Annotated in this window: 15 protein-coding genes and 2 pseudogenes; 11 read left to right on the plus strand and 6 right to left on the minus strand. The window is 59.1% G+C overall.

Features of this window, described 5'->3' with window-relative positions:
• Positions 1-118 precede the first annotated feature (118 nt).
• The 4 genes from P8S53_RS05280 to P8S53_RS05295 are packed head-to-tail and all read right to left on the minus strand — an operon-like array spanning position 119 to position 4,631.
• Positions 119-1,066: an ABC transporter ATP-binding protein gene (locus P8S53_RS05280; protein WP_277806104.1), complete on the minus strand. Its 948-nt coding sequence runs from the start codon at positions 1,064-1,066 to the stop codon at positions 119-121.
• Complete coding sequence (locus P8S53_RS05285) at positions 1,067-2,050, minus strand: ABC transporter ATP-binding protein (RefSeq protein WP_277806105.1); 984 nt, start codon at positions 2,048-2,050, stop codon at positions 1,067-1,069.
• Complete coding sequence (locus P8S53_RS05290) at positions 2,047-3,480, minus strand: M81 family metallopeptidase (RefSeq protein ID WP_277806106.1); 1,434 nt, start codon at positions 3,478-3,480, stop codon at positions 2,047-2,049. The genes P8S53_RS05285 and P8S53_RS05290 overlap by 4 nt, the downstream gene beginning before the upstream one ends.
• On the minus strand, positions 3,480-4,631 hold the full coding sequence (locus P8S53_RS05295; RefSeq protein ID WP_277806107.1) for an ROK family transcriptional regulator: 1,152 nt from the start codon (positions 4,629-4,631) through the stop codon (positions 3,480-3,482). The genes P8S53_RS05290 and P8S53_RS05295 overlap by 1 nt, the downstream gene beginning before the upstream one ends.
• Before the next feature lie 137 nt (positions 4,632-4,768).
• On the opposite strand from P8S53_RS05295, the gene P8S53_RS05300 reads away from it, so the two are divergent.
• The 9 genes and pseudogenes from P8S53_RS05300 (at position 4,769) to P8S53_RS05340 (ending at position 12,482) form a co-directional block, all read left to right on the plus strand.
• Complete coding sequence (locus tag P8S53_RS05300; RefSeq protein WP_277806108.1) at positions 4,769-6,304, plus strand: ABC transporter substrate-binding protein; 1,536 nt, start codon at positions 4,769-4,771, stop codon at positions 6,302-6,304.
• A 57-nt stretch (positions 6,305-6,361) separates the two neighbouring features.
• The gene (locus P8S53_RS05305) at positions 6,362-7,282 is read left to right on the plus strand and encodes an ABC transporter permease (protein WP_277806109.1); all 921 of its coding nucleotides are present in this window, start codon (positions 6,362-6,364) and stop codon (positions 7,280-7,282) included.
• Positions 7,282-8,130, plus strand: coding sequence for an ABC transporter permease (locus P8S53_RS05310; RefSeq protein ID WP_277806110.1), 849 nt, complete (start codon positions 7,282-7,284; stop codon positions 8,128-8,130). The genes P8S53_RS05305 and P8S53_RS05310 overlap by 1 nt, the downstream gene beginning before the upstream one ends.
• Positions 8,131-8,147: 17 nt before the next feature.
• Entirely contained in the window at positions 8,148-9,089 is a 942-nt protein-coding gene (locus P8S53_RS05315; RefSeq protein ID WP_277806111.1) for an ROK family protein, read from the plus strand.
• Positions 9,086-9,826: a copper homeostasis protein CutC gene (locus P8S53_RS05320; protein ID WP_277806112.1), complete on the plus strand. Its 741-nt coding sequence runs from the start codon at positions 9,086-9,088 to the stop codon at positions 9,824-9,826. The genes P8S53_RS05315 and P8S53_RS05320 overlap by 4 nt, the downstream gene beginning before the upstream one ends.
• Positions 9,827-9,894: 68 nt before the next feature.
• Positions 9,895-10,628: pseudogene (locus tag P8S53_RS05325) on the plus strand (Gfo/Idh/MocA family protein); the annotation flags it as partial.
• A 296-nt stretch (positions 10,629-10,924) separates the two neighbouring features.
• A pseudogene (locus tag P8S53_RS05330) lies at positions 10,925-11,189 on the plus strand (transposase); the annotation flags it as partial.
• Between the two features lie 18 nt (positions 11,190-11,207).
• Complete coding sequence (locus P8S53_RS05335) at positions 11,208-11,570, plus strand: histidine phosphatase family protein (protein ID WP_277806685.1); 363 nt, start codon at positions 11,208-11,210, stop codon at positions 11,568-11,570.
• A gap of 231 nt (positions 11,571-11,801) precedes the next feature.
• Positions 11,802-12,482 carry a LysE family translocator gene (locus tag P8S53_RS05340; protein WP_277806114.1) on the plus strand — a complete coding sequence of 227 codons (681 nt, stop codon included), beginning with the start codon at positions 11,802-11,804 and terminating at the stop codon, positions 12,480-12,482.
• 93 nt (positions 12,483-12,575) lie between these two features.
• Here P8S53_RS05340 and P8S53_RS05345 read toward each other — a convergent pair whose 3' ends face one another.
• Complete coding sequence (locus P8S53_RS05345) at positions 12,576-13,028, minus strand: Lrp/AsnC family transcriptional regulator (protein ID WP_277806115.1); 453 nt, start codon at positions 13,026-13,028, stop codon at positions 12,576-12,578.
• Between the two features lie 103 nt (positions 13,029-13,131).
• Between P8S53_RS05345 and P8S53_RS05350 the strand changes: the two genes are divergently transcribed.
• Positions 13,132-13,812 carry an AzlC family ABC transporter permease gene (locus P8S53_RS05350; RefSeq protein ID WP_277806116.1) on the plus strand — a complete coding sequence of 227 codons (681 nt, stop codon included), beginning with the start codon at positions 13,132-13,134 and terminating at the stop codon, positions 13,810-13,812.
• Positions 13,809-14,105: an AzlD domain-containing protein gene (locus P8S53_RS05355; RefSeq protein ID WP_277806117.1), complete on the plus strand. Its 297-nt coding sequence runs from the start codon at positions 13,809-13,811 to the stop codon at positions 14,103-14,105. The genes P8S53_RS05350 and P8S53_RS05355 overlap by 4 nt, the downstream gene beginning before the upstream one ends.
• A gap of 252 nt (positions 14,106-14,357) precedes the next feature.
• On the opposite strand, the gene P8S53_RS05360 is transcribed toward P8S53_RS05355, so the two are convergent.
• On the minus strand, positions 14,358-14,930 hold the full coding sequence (locus P8S53_RS05360; RefSeq protein ID WP_277806118.1) for a LysR substrate-binding domain-containing protein: 573 nt from the start codon (positions 14,928-14,930) through the stop codon (positions 14,358-14,360).
• Positions 14,931-15,055 lie beyond the last annotated feature (125 nt).

The following is a 15,055-nucleotide window of genomic DNA, read 5'->3' on the forward strand; positions in this document are numbered from 1 at the left end:
AGCGTACTATTCTGCCCCCTCCGGCATCAGACCCCATTTCGGCGATTTCCTGCGCCATGAATGTCTGACTTATGCGGTGCTCCTTCGCGTGAGTTGGGTCTGGGGGTACCACACGGGGCTAGATGCGGATGCAGGCGGCCTGATGCTGCGGGTCACCCAGCGGGCGCAGTTCGGGCACCACATTGGCGCAATCAGCGGTGGCAATGGGGCAGCGTGTGCGGAATACGCACCCGCTGGGCGGCGAAATCGGGCTGGGAATGTCGCCTTGCAGCAGAATGCGCGCGGTCTTGCGCAGTTTCAGCTGCGGGACGGAGGATAGCAATGCCTGCGTATAGGGATGCTGCGGGTTTTCATAAATCTGGCGTTTGGTGCCGCTTTCCATGATGCGGCCCAGATACATCACAAGGATACGGTCGCACAAATGTTCAACCACGCCCAGATCATGGGCAATGAACAGCATGGTCAGGTCCAGATCTGTCTGCAAATCCTGAATCAAATTCAAAACCTGTGCCTGAACAGAAACATCCAGCGCTGAAACAGGCTCATCCGCGATTATGAATTCAGGCTCCACTGCCAGCGCGCGTGCAATGCCGATGCGCTGGCGCTGGCCGCCGGAAAATTCATGGGGAAACCGGCCTGCGGCTTCTGCGTCCAGCCCGACCTTGCGCAGCAGCGCGGCAATCCGGTCGGGGCGGTCCCTGCGGGTGCCTATGGCATGAATGCTTAATGCTTCATTCAGGATTGCGCCCACACGTTTGCGCGGATTCAGCGAGGCATAGGGGTCTTGAAAGATATATTGCATCTTGCGACGCCACGGCTTGAACGCCCTGTCGCCAAGCGGCGTCAGGTCGGTGCCGTCAAACCGGATTTTACCCGAAGTCGGCCGTTCCAGCCGGATCATGCTGCGCCCCACGGTGCTTTTGCCCGACCCGCTTTCACCGACCAGACCCAGAACCTCGCCCTTTTTGATTGTGAACGTGACATCATCCACTGCACGCACAATCTGGTCGCGCCGGATGGGAAAGTGCGTTTTCAGGTCTTCCACACTAAGCAGGGGAACAGCCATTCAGAATTCTCCGATGCGCAGGCAGCTACATTTGTGACCATCGGAAACCGGCACGAATGGCGGGCGTGTTTCGCGACATTTTTCCAATGCATGCGGACAACGGGGCGCAAACAGGCAGCCCGTCGGGCGCGTGACCGGCGATGGAACACTGCCCGGAATCGCATATAGTCGCTGGCCGTCGCCTGCGGGAACACTGGCCAGCAGACCATGCGTATAGGGGTGCGCGGGATTGTCCAGCACGTCGCGGACCGGCCCTTCCTCGATCACGGTGCCGCCATACATGACGATCACGCGGTCCGCAATTTCCGACACCACCGCCAGGTCATGCGTGACAAACAGAATAGACATGCCCAGATCGGCCTTCAGCTTTATCAGCAAATCAAGAATCTGCGCCTGTATCGTGACGTCCAGCGCGGTGGTGGGTTCGTCTGCAATCAGCAATTGAGGGCGGCAGGCCAAGGCAATGGCGATCATGATACGCTGGCGCATTCCGCCGGATAATTGGTGTGGATACTGTCGCAGCCGATCCTGCGGCGCGGGAATGCCGACCATACGCAGCAAGTCCAGCGCTTCGGCGGTGGCCTGTTTCTGGGTCAGTTTGCGATGCTGCAAAACGGCCTCGGTGATCTGTCTGCCAACTGTCAGAACGGGGTTCAACGATGTCATCGGTTCCTGAAATATCATGCCGATTTCATTGCCGCGTATCTGGCGCATCTGCTTTTCCGGCAGGGTCAGCAAATCAATGACATGACCATTGCGCTTGCAGAATTTCAGACATGCCGCATCCGCCTGCGCATTGCGGGCAAGTAAACCCATGATTGTCAGGCTGGTCACACTTTTGCCCGACCCGCTTTCGCCCACCACTGCCACGGTTTCACCGGGATTGATGGTGAAACTGACATCCGTAACCGACGGAACCGGCCCGCGTTCGGTCACAAACGTCGTATTCAGACCTTCGACCTGCAACACCGGCGGCGCTGTCATGATTGCGCGCTTTTGAAATAAACCTGCGGGGACCAGTCGAAACCCTTGTCGAAAGGGTAGGTTGGCGCGGGTTTGTGATTGCGCGGCAGGCGTTCGATATACTGATCCACCACCCCCGGGGACAGCAACATCATCGCGGGATTGGCCAATGGGGCCAGTTCCGGCGACAGATACCCTGATTTGACAGCAAGGATGCGCACAGATCGGGGATCAAGGCCCAAGGCCGCGAAATCAGCTATTTTGTGATAAGGGCGGCGGCGCGCGGACAGCACCAATCGCACACCCGAGATCTGAACCACAGCCTGACGCTGATCGTCCCTGTCGCCGGGGTGCAGGCGCAGCACTGTGCCGCTGGCTGTCACGGGTTTGGAACCGGGGTCCAGTGTGCCGCCAATATTCAGCGTGACATCGGCGTTTTCGCCCGCAGCAAAACAGGCATCAACTGCCGGCAGATCACAGATACCGGCAAAAATGACGTCTTGCGCTTGCTGGTCCAACAATTCACACAGCAATTCGGTCCGGTCGCCCACCCCGCCACCTGTCGGGTTGTCGCCGCTTTCGGCCAGAATGACAGGCCGCGATGTGGATGCGACTGCCCGTGTCACACAGTCTTGCACACTGCCCGTGTCCATCCCGAATGCGAACGCGTCGCGCGCGTCCCAATATGCCTGCGCCAGATCCTCCGCCGCCGCTTGTGTTTTCGCGGGGTCGGTTCCTGTAATCACGGCGGCTGCAGTGGCACGCGGCTCATCCGCCCAGACATAACCAACCATCAGCGATGCGTCCCAGATTTCAGGCGTGGACTCCCTGTCGGGCAGGCTGGCATATAGCGATTTTGCGGGTTCATCTTCGGTCGAGGTCCGTTCTCCCGGCAGCAGCACCGGAACCGGTGCCCAAGCCAGACAGGGTTTCTGCCCGGTTTTCAGGCAGCGAAACAGCATATCCAGCGTGCGCTGCTGGGTTTGCGGAATGTCGATATGCGGGGCCGTGCGGTAGGTTGAAAACACATCAATCGCATCAATTATACGCTGCGACAGGTTTCCGTGCAGATCATAGCTGACCGCAATGACACAGGACGGCCCGACCACGTCACGCGCGGCGCTGATCCAGTCGCCTTCGGCGTCATGCATCCCCTCGACGAAAACCGCGCCATGCATCGCCAGATACACCCCGTCCAGCGGCATGGCATCGCGCAGGCGTTGCACGAAATCCGCCTTGAAACGGTCATATGTTGCGCTTGCAACGGGTCCACCTGCGATGTTGCGCGCATAAAATGTTGGCAGATATGTCGCATCATGGCGCTTCAACACATCGAAATAGCCCTGACGCAGCATCTCGTCACCGACCCAGATGGTGAAATCATGATCCGTCATTTTGACAGGGTTATAGCTGCTGCATTCCGTATGCAGCCCGCCGATCGCAACGCGCATCAACTGGTCCTTTCCTGAGAGGGGGGCGCCAACAAGAACCGGTGCGTCGCGATGGACGCGGCCCCCGCCGCATGTGCCCCGAAGGGTGTTTTGGCGACATCAATCCGTGTCCTGTTGCGCATTTGGGGCAATACATTGGCATCAACGGTTTGTTGCATGACCGCCGCGAACAGCCCGTTGCAGCGTTCCGCCGACAACCGGATCAGCACGCGTTCGGGGTTCAGCATCTGGACAATCTGGGCGACAATGGACCCCAGCGCGTCACCTGCGGCATGCAGGATTTCAACGGCCGCCGGATCCCCTTGGGCGGCGGCGGCTTCCAGCGCATCAAAATCTGTTTCTTTCAGATTTGCGCGCCCGGCTGCCAGCTTCATTGCGCGCAGGCTGGAAATCGTATCAAGGCAGCCGCGTTTGCCGCATTGGCACGGAATGCCACCGGGCGCGACAGTGATATGCGCAACTTCGCCCGCGCCACCGGCAAACCCGCGAAACAGGTTGCGCCCGATAAACACCGCGCCGCCGATGCCGTCATCAATGTCGATCAGTGCAAAAGACGCCGCCTCGGACGCGGCACCAAAAAGCTTCTCGCGCATGGCCAGCGCGTTGGCGTCGTTTTCAATATGCACCGGCAGACCCAGATAATCGGCGGCCATTTTGCCCAATGGCACGTTTTCCCACCCCATCAGGGTTGATCGCACGCAGGTATCCTGTCCGGCATTCACAACACCCGACACCGATATTCCCACACCCATGACCTTGTCAGGGTCGAACCCTGTGTCACGTGCCAGTTTTTTGATCGCCGCATCCAATAGCGGCGGTATGCTTTCGGGGGTGCGCATGCTGGGCAAATCGGCGGTGCCCATGATGTCGCCCACCGCATCACACAACACCAGCCGCGATCGGTCGGGGCGCAGCGACAGCCCTGCAAACAGGCATGACCCTGATGAAAACGCAATCAGCGTCGCTGGCCGCCCGGCCCCGCGAATGGAGTCGGTTTCGTGCAACAACCCCTGCGCAATCAGTTCCTTGACAGCGCCGGTGACGGCGGCCTTGGACACACCCGCCATTTCCGAAATCTCTGTCCGGCTTAGGGGTCCTGCCTCTGAAATAGCCCAGAGGATGCGTCGGTGATGTGGGGCGGGCGAGTCCATGAAATCTCCGAATGGCGATTTAAAAGTATCTTGACTTTTTTAATACACTAAAATCAAATGCGCAAGATAGTTTAGTGGCTAAATTAATATTCGTCTCATTTGGCCATAAGTGAAAATAACTAAACAGGGTGCTGCTCATGAACAAACTTCCGATCCACGGCCTTCGCCGGATACTCCTCGCCTCTAGTGTCAGTCTTTTGGCCATTGGCGCACAAGCACAGACACTGCGCATCATGCAATCAGAACCACCGCGGTCCATGGACCCTGCCGACCAGACCGCATCGTTTACCCAGGTGGTGCTGGCACCCATGTATGAGGGCCTGATCGGGCGTTCATCCGACATGGAAATCGTGCCTGTTCTGGCGACCGACTGGTCCCATGACGACAGCGGACTGGTCTGGACATTCAATCTGCGCGAAGGTGTCACCTTCCATGATGGCACCGCGCTGGATTCGGCAGCGGTGGTCAACAGCTTCCAGCGGTTGCTGGACCCTGCGCGCGGGCTGGCCGCTGCCGGACGCATGCGCGCAGTTCTGGCCGATGTGGAAGCTGATGGCGACATGCAGGTCAATTTCACCTTGCACAGCCCCTATGCCGGGTTTGTGGACCTTATGGCAACCGCCGTAGGCTGGATCGTCAGCCCCACCGCAGATGGCGCAGGCAATCTGGGCACCGCAGCCGTTGGAACCGGCCCCTTCCGGTTTCAGGAATGGGAATCGGGTGAATATGTCAGCCAGACCGCATTTGACGGCTATTGGGGGGACCAGCCCCAACTGGAAGGACTGCATTTCACATGGTCATCAGAACCGTCAGTCCTGTCGATGGCCGTGCAGTCGGGCGAAGTCGATGTGGTAAACCCGCTACCGCCAATCTTTGCACAAACCATCGCCAACAATCCTGAACTGGACCTGATCGACCAACCCGGATCATCCATGTTCTGGGTGTCGCTGAATGTTCAATCTGACGCGCTGGAACATCAGGCAGTCCGTCAGGCGCTGAATTTCGCAACCAACAAGGACGCATTGGTGCAAGCCCTGCTGCGCGGATACGGCACCCCTGCCACCTCCCCCCTGTCGCCCACAAACCCGGCATGGGATGACACGCTTAACCCTTATCCGTATGACGTTGAGAAAGCCCTCGAACTGCTGGATGCCGCCGGTTTTGCAGACGGGTTCAGCATGTCGGTCGCGGTGCAGGAACCCGAGGCATCGATTGCCGAGGCCCTTCAGGCCATGTGGGGCGAAATTGGCGTAGACCTGCAAATCCGCCGACTGGAATCAGGCGTCTGGTCCGAAGCGGCGTTTAACGACCCTGACGCCAAGGCCGCAGACGGGCTGGACGCTGTCATTGCGTCTTGGTCATCGGGTTCTTTCAATTCCGATCTGCAATTCCGCCCGCTTTATGCCACATCGTCATGGGCACCGGGCGGGGCAAATCTTGGGTTCTTTTCGTCCGGGGCGCTGGATGATCTGATTGACCGTGCTGCATCGGAACTGGATGCGGATGCCCGCCGCGATCTGTATGTCGAAGCCCAGAAACTGGTGAATGAAGAAGCGCCACATGTGCTGTTGTATTCCACCCGCGATCTGGCCGCCATGCGGCAATCGGTCGATGGTGTCTGGCTTATTCCGGGCGGTGTGGTGCAGGTTGCAGGCGCGTCGATCGCAGATTGATAAACTGGTCAGGGGGCGGGCAACCGCCCCCGCCGACCGCTGCAAGCGAAAGCTGTCATGAGAAATTATTTCCTGCGCAAACTGATGATGCTGCCCCTGATCCTGCTGGGCGTGTCGTTTATTGTCTTCATGTCTGTGCGCGCCTTGCCCGGCGACCCCGCCCGCCTGATGGCAGGACCGGAAGCCACGCAGGACGCGGTGGATGACATGCGCGTACGGCTGGGGCTGGACCGGCCATTGATGGTGCAATACGCAGCCTTTCTTAAGGGTGCGGCCACTGGCGATTTCGGCACATCAATCAGGTCACAACGTCCTGTATCGCAAGAACTTTCGCGCCGGTACAAAGCAACGATGGAACTGGCGACAGTCGCCTATTTCTTTGCCACAATCATAGGCGTGCCCGCCGGCATGATTGCCGCAATCTGCAAGGGACGTGCGCCCGACCATGTGGTGATGGTCTTTGCTATTTTGGGGGCGTCAGTGGCCAATTTCTGGCTGGCACTGGTGATGATGGATTACTTTTCTGTGCAGAAGGGCTGGCTGCCCCTTCTGGGGTCGGGCAGTGCTGCGCATTTCGTGATGCCTGCGATTGTACTGGGATTGCTGCCCATGGCCCTGATTGCGCGCATGACACGGTCTTCCATGATTGAAACGCTGGATCAGGACTATATCCGCACCGCGCGCGCCAAGGGCCTGGGGGCGTTTCAAGTCTATCAGCGCCATGCGCTGCGCAATGCGCTGATCCCCATTGTTACAATCATTGGCCTGAATTTCGGGGCTGTCATCGGGTCTACAGTTGTGACCGAAACCGTGTTCAATTGGCCGGGCATCGGGCGGCTGTTGGTCGATGCGGTCCGCTACCGCGATTATCCCATCATTCAGGGCGTGACATTGCTGGCCGTGGTCAGCGTTGTTCTTGTCAATTTCTTTGCGGAATTCCTGATTTCCGTGCTGGACCCGCGTGTGAGGTTTAACTGATGCTTGTCGCACAAAGACGGCCATTGTCCACGGCCATGAACTGGTGCTTGCGCCGCCCGTCACTGGTGTTGGGTGGCTTCATTGTGGGTGTTCTGGTGCTGGCCGCAGCCTTCGCACCATGGCTTGCGCCCGCAGACCCCTATCAGCAAAACCTTATGCTGTCGCTGATGCCCCCATCGGCAGAACACCCTTTGGGCACCGATGCCTATGGCCGCGATGTTCTAAGCCGTATCTTGTATGGCGCGCGCCTGTCGCTGCTGGAAATCAGTCTGGGGGTCGGTGTCGCGCTGATTTTCGGGGTCCCGCTGGGATTGGTGGCAGGTATGTCGGGGGGCAATATAGATGGCGCAATCATGTGGGTGATGGATATTATCTTTGCCTTTCCCGGCATCATTCTGGCAATCCTGATTGTCTCGATCCTTGGCCCAAGCCTTTTTAACATGTTGATGGCCATCGCTTTGTTTTCGCTGCCTGTTTATGCAAGGCTGACACGCAACCTGACGCTGGGACTGAAGCGGATGGAATATGTGCAGGCCGCGCAGGCACTTGGCGCGTCCCGCCTTCGGGTGATGTTCGACCATATTCTGCTGAACGCTCTGGGGCCGATCATCGTGCAGGCAACGCTTACGGCGGGAACCGTGGTGCTGACTGCGGCCAGCCTGTCCTTTCTAGGGTTGGGCGCGCAACCGCCAATACCCGAATGGGGTGCCATGATGAGTGATGGCCGGAACTATGTGGGTGTGGCCCTTTGGGTTTCTTTCTTTCCCGGACTGGCGGTTACGATCACGGTTCTGGGGTTCAATATTCTGGGCGATGGTCTGCGTGACCTGCTTGATCCGCGCCGGTGATGATGCGAGTTTGTAACGTGGAAAAAATCAACGCCCTCGCGGCGGATATAGGCGGCAGCTACATACGCATGTCGCGCGTGGATGACTGCGGCGCATTGCACGGCCCCGTCCTGCGGCGGTCGACGCCAGTTGACGATCTGGATCAGTTTATACAAACGCTGTCGGATCTGGTTGCAGAACTGCGGCAGGACGCAGGAAACGGATCGCGGCTTGCAATTGCCACGGCCGGATTGTTGAACCCTGCAACCGGCGTGATGCGTGCGGCCAATATTCCCTGCCTCAACAACATTGCACCAGCGGCCGCGCTATCGGAAAAGCTGGGCCGTCAGGTTGTGCTGGTCAATGACGCAGACGCATTTGCCCTGGCCGAGGCCACGCGCGGCGCGGGCGTCGGGCATGTCACTGTGCTGGGGGCAGTTATCGGCACCGGTATCGGTGGCGGGCTGGTGATTGACGGGCGCGCGGTGCGCGGCTCGGGGGGGGTTGCGGGGGAATGGGGGCATGGACCAATTGCCAGCCACCACCCCCATGTGCTGAACAGGCCGCTGGAGCGGATGCGGTGCGGCTGCGGCCAGCATGGCTGCGCCGACACTTTCGGGGGCGCGCGCGGCATTGAACGTCTGCACAAGCTTCTGGGCCATCCGTCCCAGACCACGGCCCAGATCGTCACAGGCTGGAAAGGTGGCGCGGCTGCCGCGTCGCAAACCATTGATGTCTGGGCAGAAATGCTGTCCGAACCCCTGTCGCTGGCACTGAATGTGACCGGCGCGTCCATTGTGCCCGTTGGCGGCGGTTTATCATCCGAACCCGCGTTGGTGGCCAAGCTGGATCAGGCCGTCCGCGCACGCATTCTGAATGAAACCGATCAGGCACTTCTGGTGCCCAGCTTGCTGGGCGCAGATGCCGGATTGATCGGCGCCGCGCTATTGGCCCGCCAGATCAGCGAAGGTCGCCCATGACAGCAACACTGGAAATATGTGTTGATACACTGGACGGATTGGACGCAGCAATCAAAGGCGGGGCCGACCGGATAGAGCTGTGCGCAGCGCTGGATGTAGGCGGGCTTAGCCCTGCGCCATCCTTGCTCTATGCAGCGCAGTCTGCACCCATTCCGATTTACTGCATGATCCGCCCCCGCGCAGGCAGCTTTATCTACACCGCGCGCGAGCTGGATTTCATGTGCGCCGAAATCACGCTGGTCCGCGAATTGGGGTTTGCAGGCGTCGTGCTGGGCTGCGGGGATGAAAGCGGGCTGGATATAGCGGGTTTGTCGCGGCTTTGCGCAGCCGCAGACGGGCTGGGCCGGACATTGCACCGTGTGGTTGACCTGTTGCCGGACCGCCGCGATGTTCCCCGTCAGGCCGCATCGCTTGGGTTCGAGAGGATCCTGACATCGGGCGGCCAGCCGCAAGCGCAACAAGGCATGGCAGATATCGCAGCCATGGTGCGCGCTGCACCGCAAGGCGTGTCCATAATGCCCGGCAGCGGGGTCACTGCCCAAAACACCGCGCGCATCCTGCGGAAAACCGGTGCGCGCGAAATCCACGCGTCGGCGCGCGGGGCACGGAATGACGCCGCCACCGGGGGCCGTCTGCATGAACTGGGGTTTTGCGCGGTCACCACAAAACACACGGATACGGCACTGGTCGCGGGCCTGAAGTGGGCACTGGGCGCGTCAGAACAAGGAATGGCATGAATGGCACATGGTCACAAACACCACAACGCGGCCCGTCCATGCCGCCCCGGCAACCAGCGACGCGCGGCATGATCCAGGTGCTTGTCGTCGGGCTGGGGGCCATGGGCCAACGCCACGCGCTGGCCTATGCCGCGCTGGACGGCTTTCAGATCGGGGGCTGATCAACCGGTCGGATATGGCGTTGCCACAGGCGCTGGCGCATCTGACTGTCGAACGTGATTTCGACGCGGCACTGGCGCGGTTGGAACCCGATATGGTGGCGATCGCGACCTATGCTGACAGTCATGCAGCGCTGGCGATAGCTGCGCTGAACGCGGGCGCGCATGTGTTTGTCGAAAAACCATTGGCCACCAACATTGCCGATTGCTACGCAGTGGCCCAGGCCGCGCGGCAGACAGGGCGCAAACTGATGGTCGTCCATATCCTGTGTCATCACCCGACATGGGTCGCGCTGATCGCAGCCGTCCGCGCATTCGGCGGCCCGTATGTGTTCCGCCTGAACCTGAACCAGCGGTCGGTCGGGCCTGCATGGGCTACCCATAAGGCGCTGATGCGATCCGCCTCTTCTTTGGTTGATTGCGGGGTGCATTATGTGGATGTAATGTGTCAGATCACGGATGCCCCCCCGGTAGAAGTGCTGGGCATGGGGCTGCGCCTAACCAATGAAATCGCCGATGATATGTATAAATACGGGCATTTTCAGGTGACATTCGCAGACGGGTCCTGTGGCTGGTACGAGGCGGGGTGGGGCCCGATGATGTCAGACATCGCGCGCTTTATCAAAGACGTGATTTCTACGAACTATCCTATATTGGATATGACGCTAGAGTTAATGCATGTGGTCGAGCGCGGGATTTTTCGGCTGGCCTCGATGCCGTGTTATCTTCGGAAAACAGTGTTCAAATCCTGTCCCCGCAACCATTTATCCAATACTTATCAAATACTTGCGCCCCGTAACCGTGGGGCTTTCCGCTGCGTCCAAGCCGTGTCCGCACTGTGGAAGCACGCGGGGCAAGTTGACCTGCCACTGAACTTTGACCTGCCCCGGGATTTTTCCACCATTTGGAATTAGGGTCTTACCCAGTAAAGGGACGGACAATGAAGCGAACGAGATACACAGAAGAGCAGATCATCAGTGTTCTAACCGAGCATGGTGAGGCGTGAGCCCGCCACTGGTTCGAGGGCCACACCGAACGGCGCGAAGTGCGCTGATCTGTGCCGTTAGCAAGGGATGTCGGAAGGCACCTTTTCTGCCTGGAAGGCGAAGTTTGGCGGGATGACCGTTTAGGATGCCAAACGGTTAAAGGCGCTCGAGGATGAGAATGCAAAGTTGAAGAAGCTGCTGGCGGAACAGATGCTGGATGCTGAGGTCCGGCCCCGGATGCATGAGAATGATCGCAGCGCGACGGGATTTTTGCCTCCTGATGAATTCGAGGCGGTCGCGGATCAATTCTTTGCGGAGCCCGCCAAAAGCGTGCGCGGGTGGGAGACGGCGGAAGATGCGCAACGTCGCATCGTGACCGAAGTTGATGCCTGTCTCGCGGGCCCGCAAAAGGGCGATATTCTTTTCGTTGGGCACGGCGGTGTCGGCACCCTGCTGTTCTGCGCCTTGTCGGGCATTAGAATTGATCGACGTTTCGACCAAGGATCTGGTGGTGGCGGGTGTTCGTTCGAGTTCGACGTTCAGGGTCGTAGGCCGCTACTGGAATGGCAGCCGATGGAAGCATTGATGTGCGGCAGCTAAGGGTTTGAGCCGACGAGCCGCCGCGCAGCATAGCGCTTTTATCGTCCTCGGTTCGGGCGGTCGGCCCACTGCTGCCCGTCGATCTCGTTGACGCGCTGCGGCGCGGCTACGCGGATACCGCCGTTCATGCTTGCCGCAGCATTTCTGGCGGGTCAGTGTCTGCTGAAGCAGATAGTGGCCATAACCCGCTGAACTTCGAATGTTTGCTTGTCATGGTCCCGGGTTAATCTGATGATGGTTTCCCAAGGCCCCCAAGAAAAGGCAGAAAAGGGCAGAAGTCATATGCCGATGGAAACCTATCTCATTTACTTGGCGGCAGTTGCTGTGTTCTTCGCGACACCCCCTGACACCAGCCAGCTGCTTGTGATTTCCAACAGTATCCGCCACGGGTTGCGCCGCAGTGTTTACACCATTGCGGGTGATCTGAGCGCGAACTGCCTTCAAATGACAGCGGCCGCATTCGGCCTTGCTGCGATCATTGCAGCCTCTGCAAGTGCCTTCATCTGGGTAAAATGGCTTGGTGTCGCGTATCTGGTCTGGCTCGGCATACGCTTGATTCTGTCGAAAGATCATACTTCCAACATCGAGGCAAATGCCTCAGGCGGGGCGTTCCGGCTTTTCCGACAGGGCTTCATCACGTCGATGGCGAACCCGTTTGCTGTCGTGTTCTTTGGCGCATTGTTCCCGCAATTCATTGATCCGGCATCGCCCGTTGCGCCCCAGCTCTTTATTCTTGGGGTGACCTACATCTTGGTTGACGGGGCTATCCTGCTGCTGTGGGGCTGGCTGGGTATTCGGGCAGCCTCTGCCCTGAAACAGTTTTCATTCGGCCTGATCAATAAGGTCTGTGGTAGCCTCATGATTGCCGCCGCAGCATTGCTCGCGACGAAGGACTTCCAACCACAGCGCTAGCGAAGCCCTCATCGAAAACGGTCTTTCCGTGCGACGGATAAGCTGGTCAACTTGGGCATGAAACGTCGCGCTGTGGCGCGCCGCTGGCCGCCATCAGATCGGCAATTCTGATGTTGCCTTTTCGGTTGAAACCACGATGGACGTGCGGAACTTCCGGACGTTTTTGTCGGCAAAGAAGAACCGATGTGTGAAGGCCTCGTAACCTGCGATATCGTCTGCCATCACGACAAGGATGAAGTCGGATTCGCCCGCGATGCAATAGAAATGGGTCACTTGCCGGTCTTCACGCGCTTTGCGCTTGAATGCGTCGATCTGATCAAGCCGGTCGCGCTCCAGCTCTACCGCCACGATGGCGGTGATGCCCAGTCCCAAGGGTTTCGGATCAAGGATGGCCACTTCGCGTTTGATCACACCCGCTTCGCGCAACATTCGCATGCGTCGCTGGACGGAAGCTGTCGAAATGCCGGTGGCCTCTGCAAGCGCCTGAACGGGGGTCCTGGCATTCTTCTGAAGATGGTTGAGAAGTTTACGGTCTGTTGTATCCATGATCGATGTCATCCCTGTTATTGCGAAATCATGATGTAATTCTATCATTTGAACGCAATATGGAATGTATATCACATCAAGTCCATGATCTATTAAATCCGGTATGAAACATGGTGCCTTTGCTATCCTCCCTCTCGCGCTCGGCGCTGCTGTCTACGGCTTCGCTTTCGGTCTGCTTGCGGCGCAGGTCGGCTTCCCATGGTGGGGAATCGGGCTGATGAGTGCCTCGGTCCATGCCGGATCTTCGCAGATCGTCGCGGTGGAGCAGTTTGCCTCGACGCAAACCGTGTTCGGCGCGGCCCTGGCGGGGGCGGCACTGAACTTGCGGTATATCGGCATTGTTGCGTCCCTGTCGGACGTGCTGGCAGGGCTGTCGTTGCGAGCCAGACTTCTGGCGATCCACATCACAGGTGACGAAAACTGGGCGCTGACGATGGCGGAACGCGCAAAATCCCCTGACATTGGCGCGCAGTTCCTGCTGGGGTCGGGCTTTGTGATGATCAGTGTCTGGACAGTTTCGACCACCGCCGGAGCCGTGGTTGGTGCAGTGCTGCCCGATCTTGAAAGCTTCGGTCTGGGGTTCGCTTTCACGGCGGCGTTTATTGCTATGGCACGGGGGCTTTGGCGCGGACGCTCGCAAATGCTGCCTTGGGTCGTTGCCGCCGCTGCGACCGTCGCTGTCGTATCGCTGGGCTTGCCCAAAGCGTATGCGATCGTCGTCGGAACATTGTGCGGACTGGTGTTTCTGGTCATCCGCCGTCGAACTGAAAGGGTGGATGCATGACCGGCGCGCACTGGGCTGTTATCGGCGTCCTCGCCCTTGCCGCGTTCTCAATTCGTGTTGTCGGATTGATCGCAGGCGGGCGTATCCGCGCATCGCGTCATGCATGGGTGTTGGACGAACTTCCCGGCTTGATTGTCGTCTGTCTGGTTGCGGCATCACTGGCGGGTCAGCCTGTGCAGACGTCGATTGCTGCGGCCGTGGCGTTAGGGGCGGCAGTCCTAACCAACCATGTCATTGCGACGATGTTTGTTGGCGTCATCGTCTACGCGGGTCTTGCGATAAACGGGATATGAGGTTTACCATCACGCAGGTGGCTTGATGCGAGATCACAGAAGCCGCCGTTCACGCGCCGCGCGGCATCGGAAACCTTAACCATAGCGGACCTCAACTACCGTCGTTTTCGTGCGCATTGATGCGCGTGGCAGTGCTCGATCCGACGCAAGAACGCGTCCGCGCGTGGGATCGGGTCGTGTAGAAGCAAGCACCGGACATCATGGTGCCGCGCATTGGTGGTTCTTTGCTCTCCGTTGCCTAAATTCCAGTCCTCATATCCGCGCTGTCGACGTCAGATACGCGAACAGATTTCGCGCCGGAGGCGTCAGGTCTTCTTCGCCATGGATGCAGATAGCCAGCCTGCGGGTCGCCCACACATCGACCAGACGCACTGATGCGATATCTATCGATCCGGGCAGGTGGGAGAGTGCGGTTTCGGGAACGATGCCTACGCCGACACCCGCTGCCGCCATGCGGCAGATGCCTTCGAACGAGCGCATCCGCACGCGCATCTTCAACCTTGCTCCAAGACTGGCTGCCTGCGCATCAAGGTGATCCTGCAAGGCGCTTCCCATCAGGCCGATGAACTGTCGGGCAAGAATATCGGCAAAGGCGACATGTGTGCGCTTCGCCAGTTCGTCATCATGCGCGGCGACCACGACCAGCCGGTCGATGGCAAAAGGACGGGTTTGCAGATCACCGGTGGCGGCCGCCTGCGAAAGAACGCCGATCTCGGCCAGCCCGGCGGAAACTGCTCTCGCGATTTCCGTGCTCTGGCGTTCCCTGATCTCCAGATCGACCTGCGGATGCATCGCCATCCACGACGCAAGCGGCGCGGGCGTCACAAGCCTGGGCCGACGTCTCGCGCAACGGCGCAACCTTACCCATGTCGACGTAGACGATTTCGGCTGGGACCGTCTGGATGAGTCCTTCCCACGCGATCAGGCAATATGCATCGACCGCATTCGCC

It is taken from the genome of Roseinatronobacter sp. S2, assembly GCF_029581395.1.
Taxonomy (GTDB): Bacteria; Pseudomonadota; Alphaproteobacteria; order Rhodobacterales; family Rhodobacteraceae; genus Roseinatronobacter.

Bases quoted from the DNA above. Each gene is read 5' to 3' on its own strand.
- P8S53_RS05335 (WP_277806685.1), top strand. From the start codon at position 11,208: ATGCATGAGAATGATCGCAGCGCGACGGGATTTTTGCCTCCTGATGAA.
- P8S53_RS05290 (WP_277806106.1), bottom strand. From the start codon at position 3,480: ATGCGCGTTGCGATCGGCGGGCTGCATACGGAATGCAGCAGCTATAAC.
- P8S53_RS05355 (WP_277806117.1), top strand. From the start codon at position 13,809: ATGACCGGCGCGCACTGGGCTGTTATCGGCGTCCTCGCCCTTGCCGCG.
- P8S53_RS05285 (WP_277806105.1), bottom strand. From the start codon at position 2,050: ATGACAGCGCCGCCGGTGTTGCAGGTCGAAGGTCTGAATACGACGTTT.
- P8S53_RS05295 (WP_277806107.1), bottom strand. From the start codon at position 4,631: ATGGACTCGCCCGCCCCACATCACCGACGCATCCTCTGGGCTATTTCA.
- P8S53_RS05320 (WP_277806112.1), top strand. From the start codon at position 9,086: ATGACAGCAACACTGGAAATATGTGTTGATACACTGGACGGATTGGAC.
- P8S53_RS05310 (WP_277806110.1), top strand. From the start codon at position 7,282: ATGCTTGTCGCACAAAGACGGCCATTGTCCACGGCCATGAACTGGTGC.
- P8S53_RS05300 (WP_277806108.1), top strand. From the start codon at position 4,769: ATGAACAAACTTCCGATCCACGGCCTTCGCCGGATACTCCTCGCCTCT.
- P8S53_RS05350 (WP_277806116.1), top strand. From the start codon at position 13,132: ATGAAACATGGTGCCTTTGCTATCCTCCCTCTCGCGCTCGGCGCTGCT.
- P8S53_RS05280 (WP_277806104.1), bottom strand. From the start codon at position 1,066: ATGGCTGTTCCCCTGCTTAGTGTGGAAGACCTGAAAACGCACTTTCCC.
- P8S53_RS05305 (WP_277806109.1), top strand. From the start codon at position 6,362: ATGAGAAATTATTTCCTGCGCAAACTGATGATGCTGCCCCTGATCCTG.
- P8S53_RS05345 (WP_277806115.1), bottom strand. From the start codon at position 13,028: ATGGATACAACAGACCGTAAACTTCTCAACCATCTTCAGAAGAATGCC.
- P8S53_RS05340 (WP_277806114.1), top strand. From the start codon at position 11,802: ATGATGGTTTCCCAAGGCCCCCAAGAAAAGGCAGAAAAGGGCAGAAGT.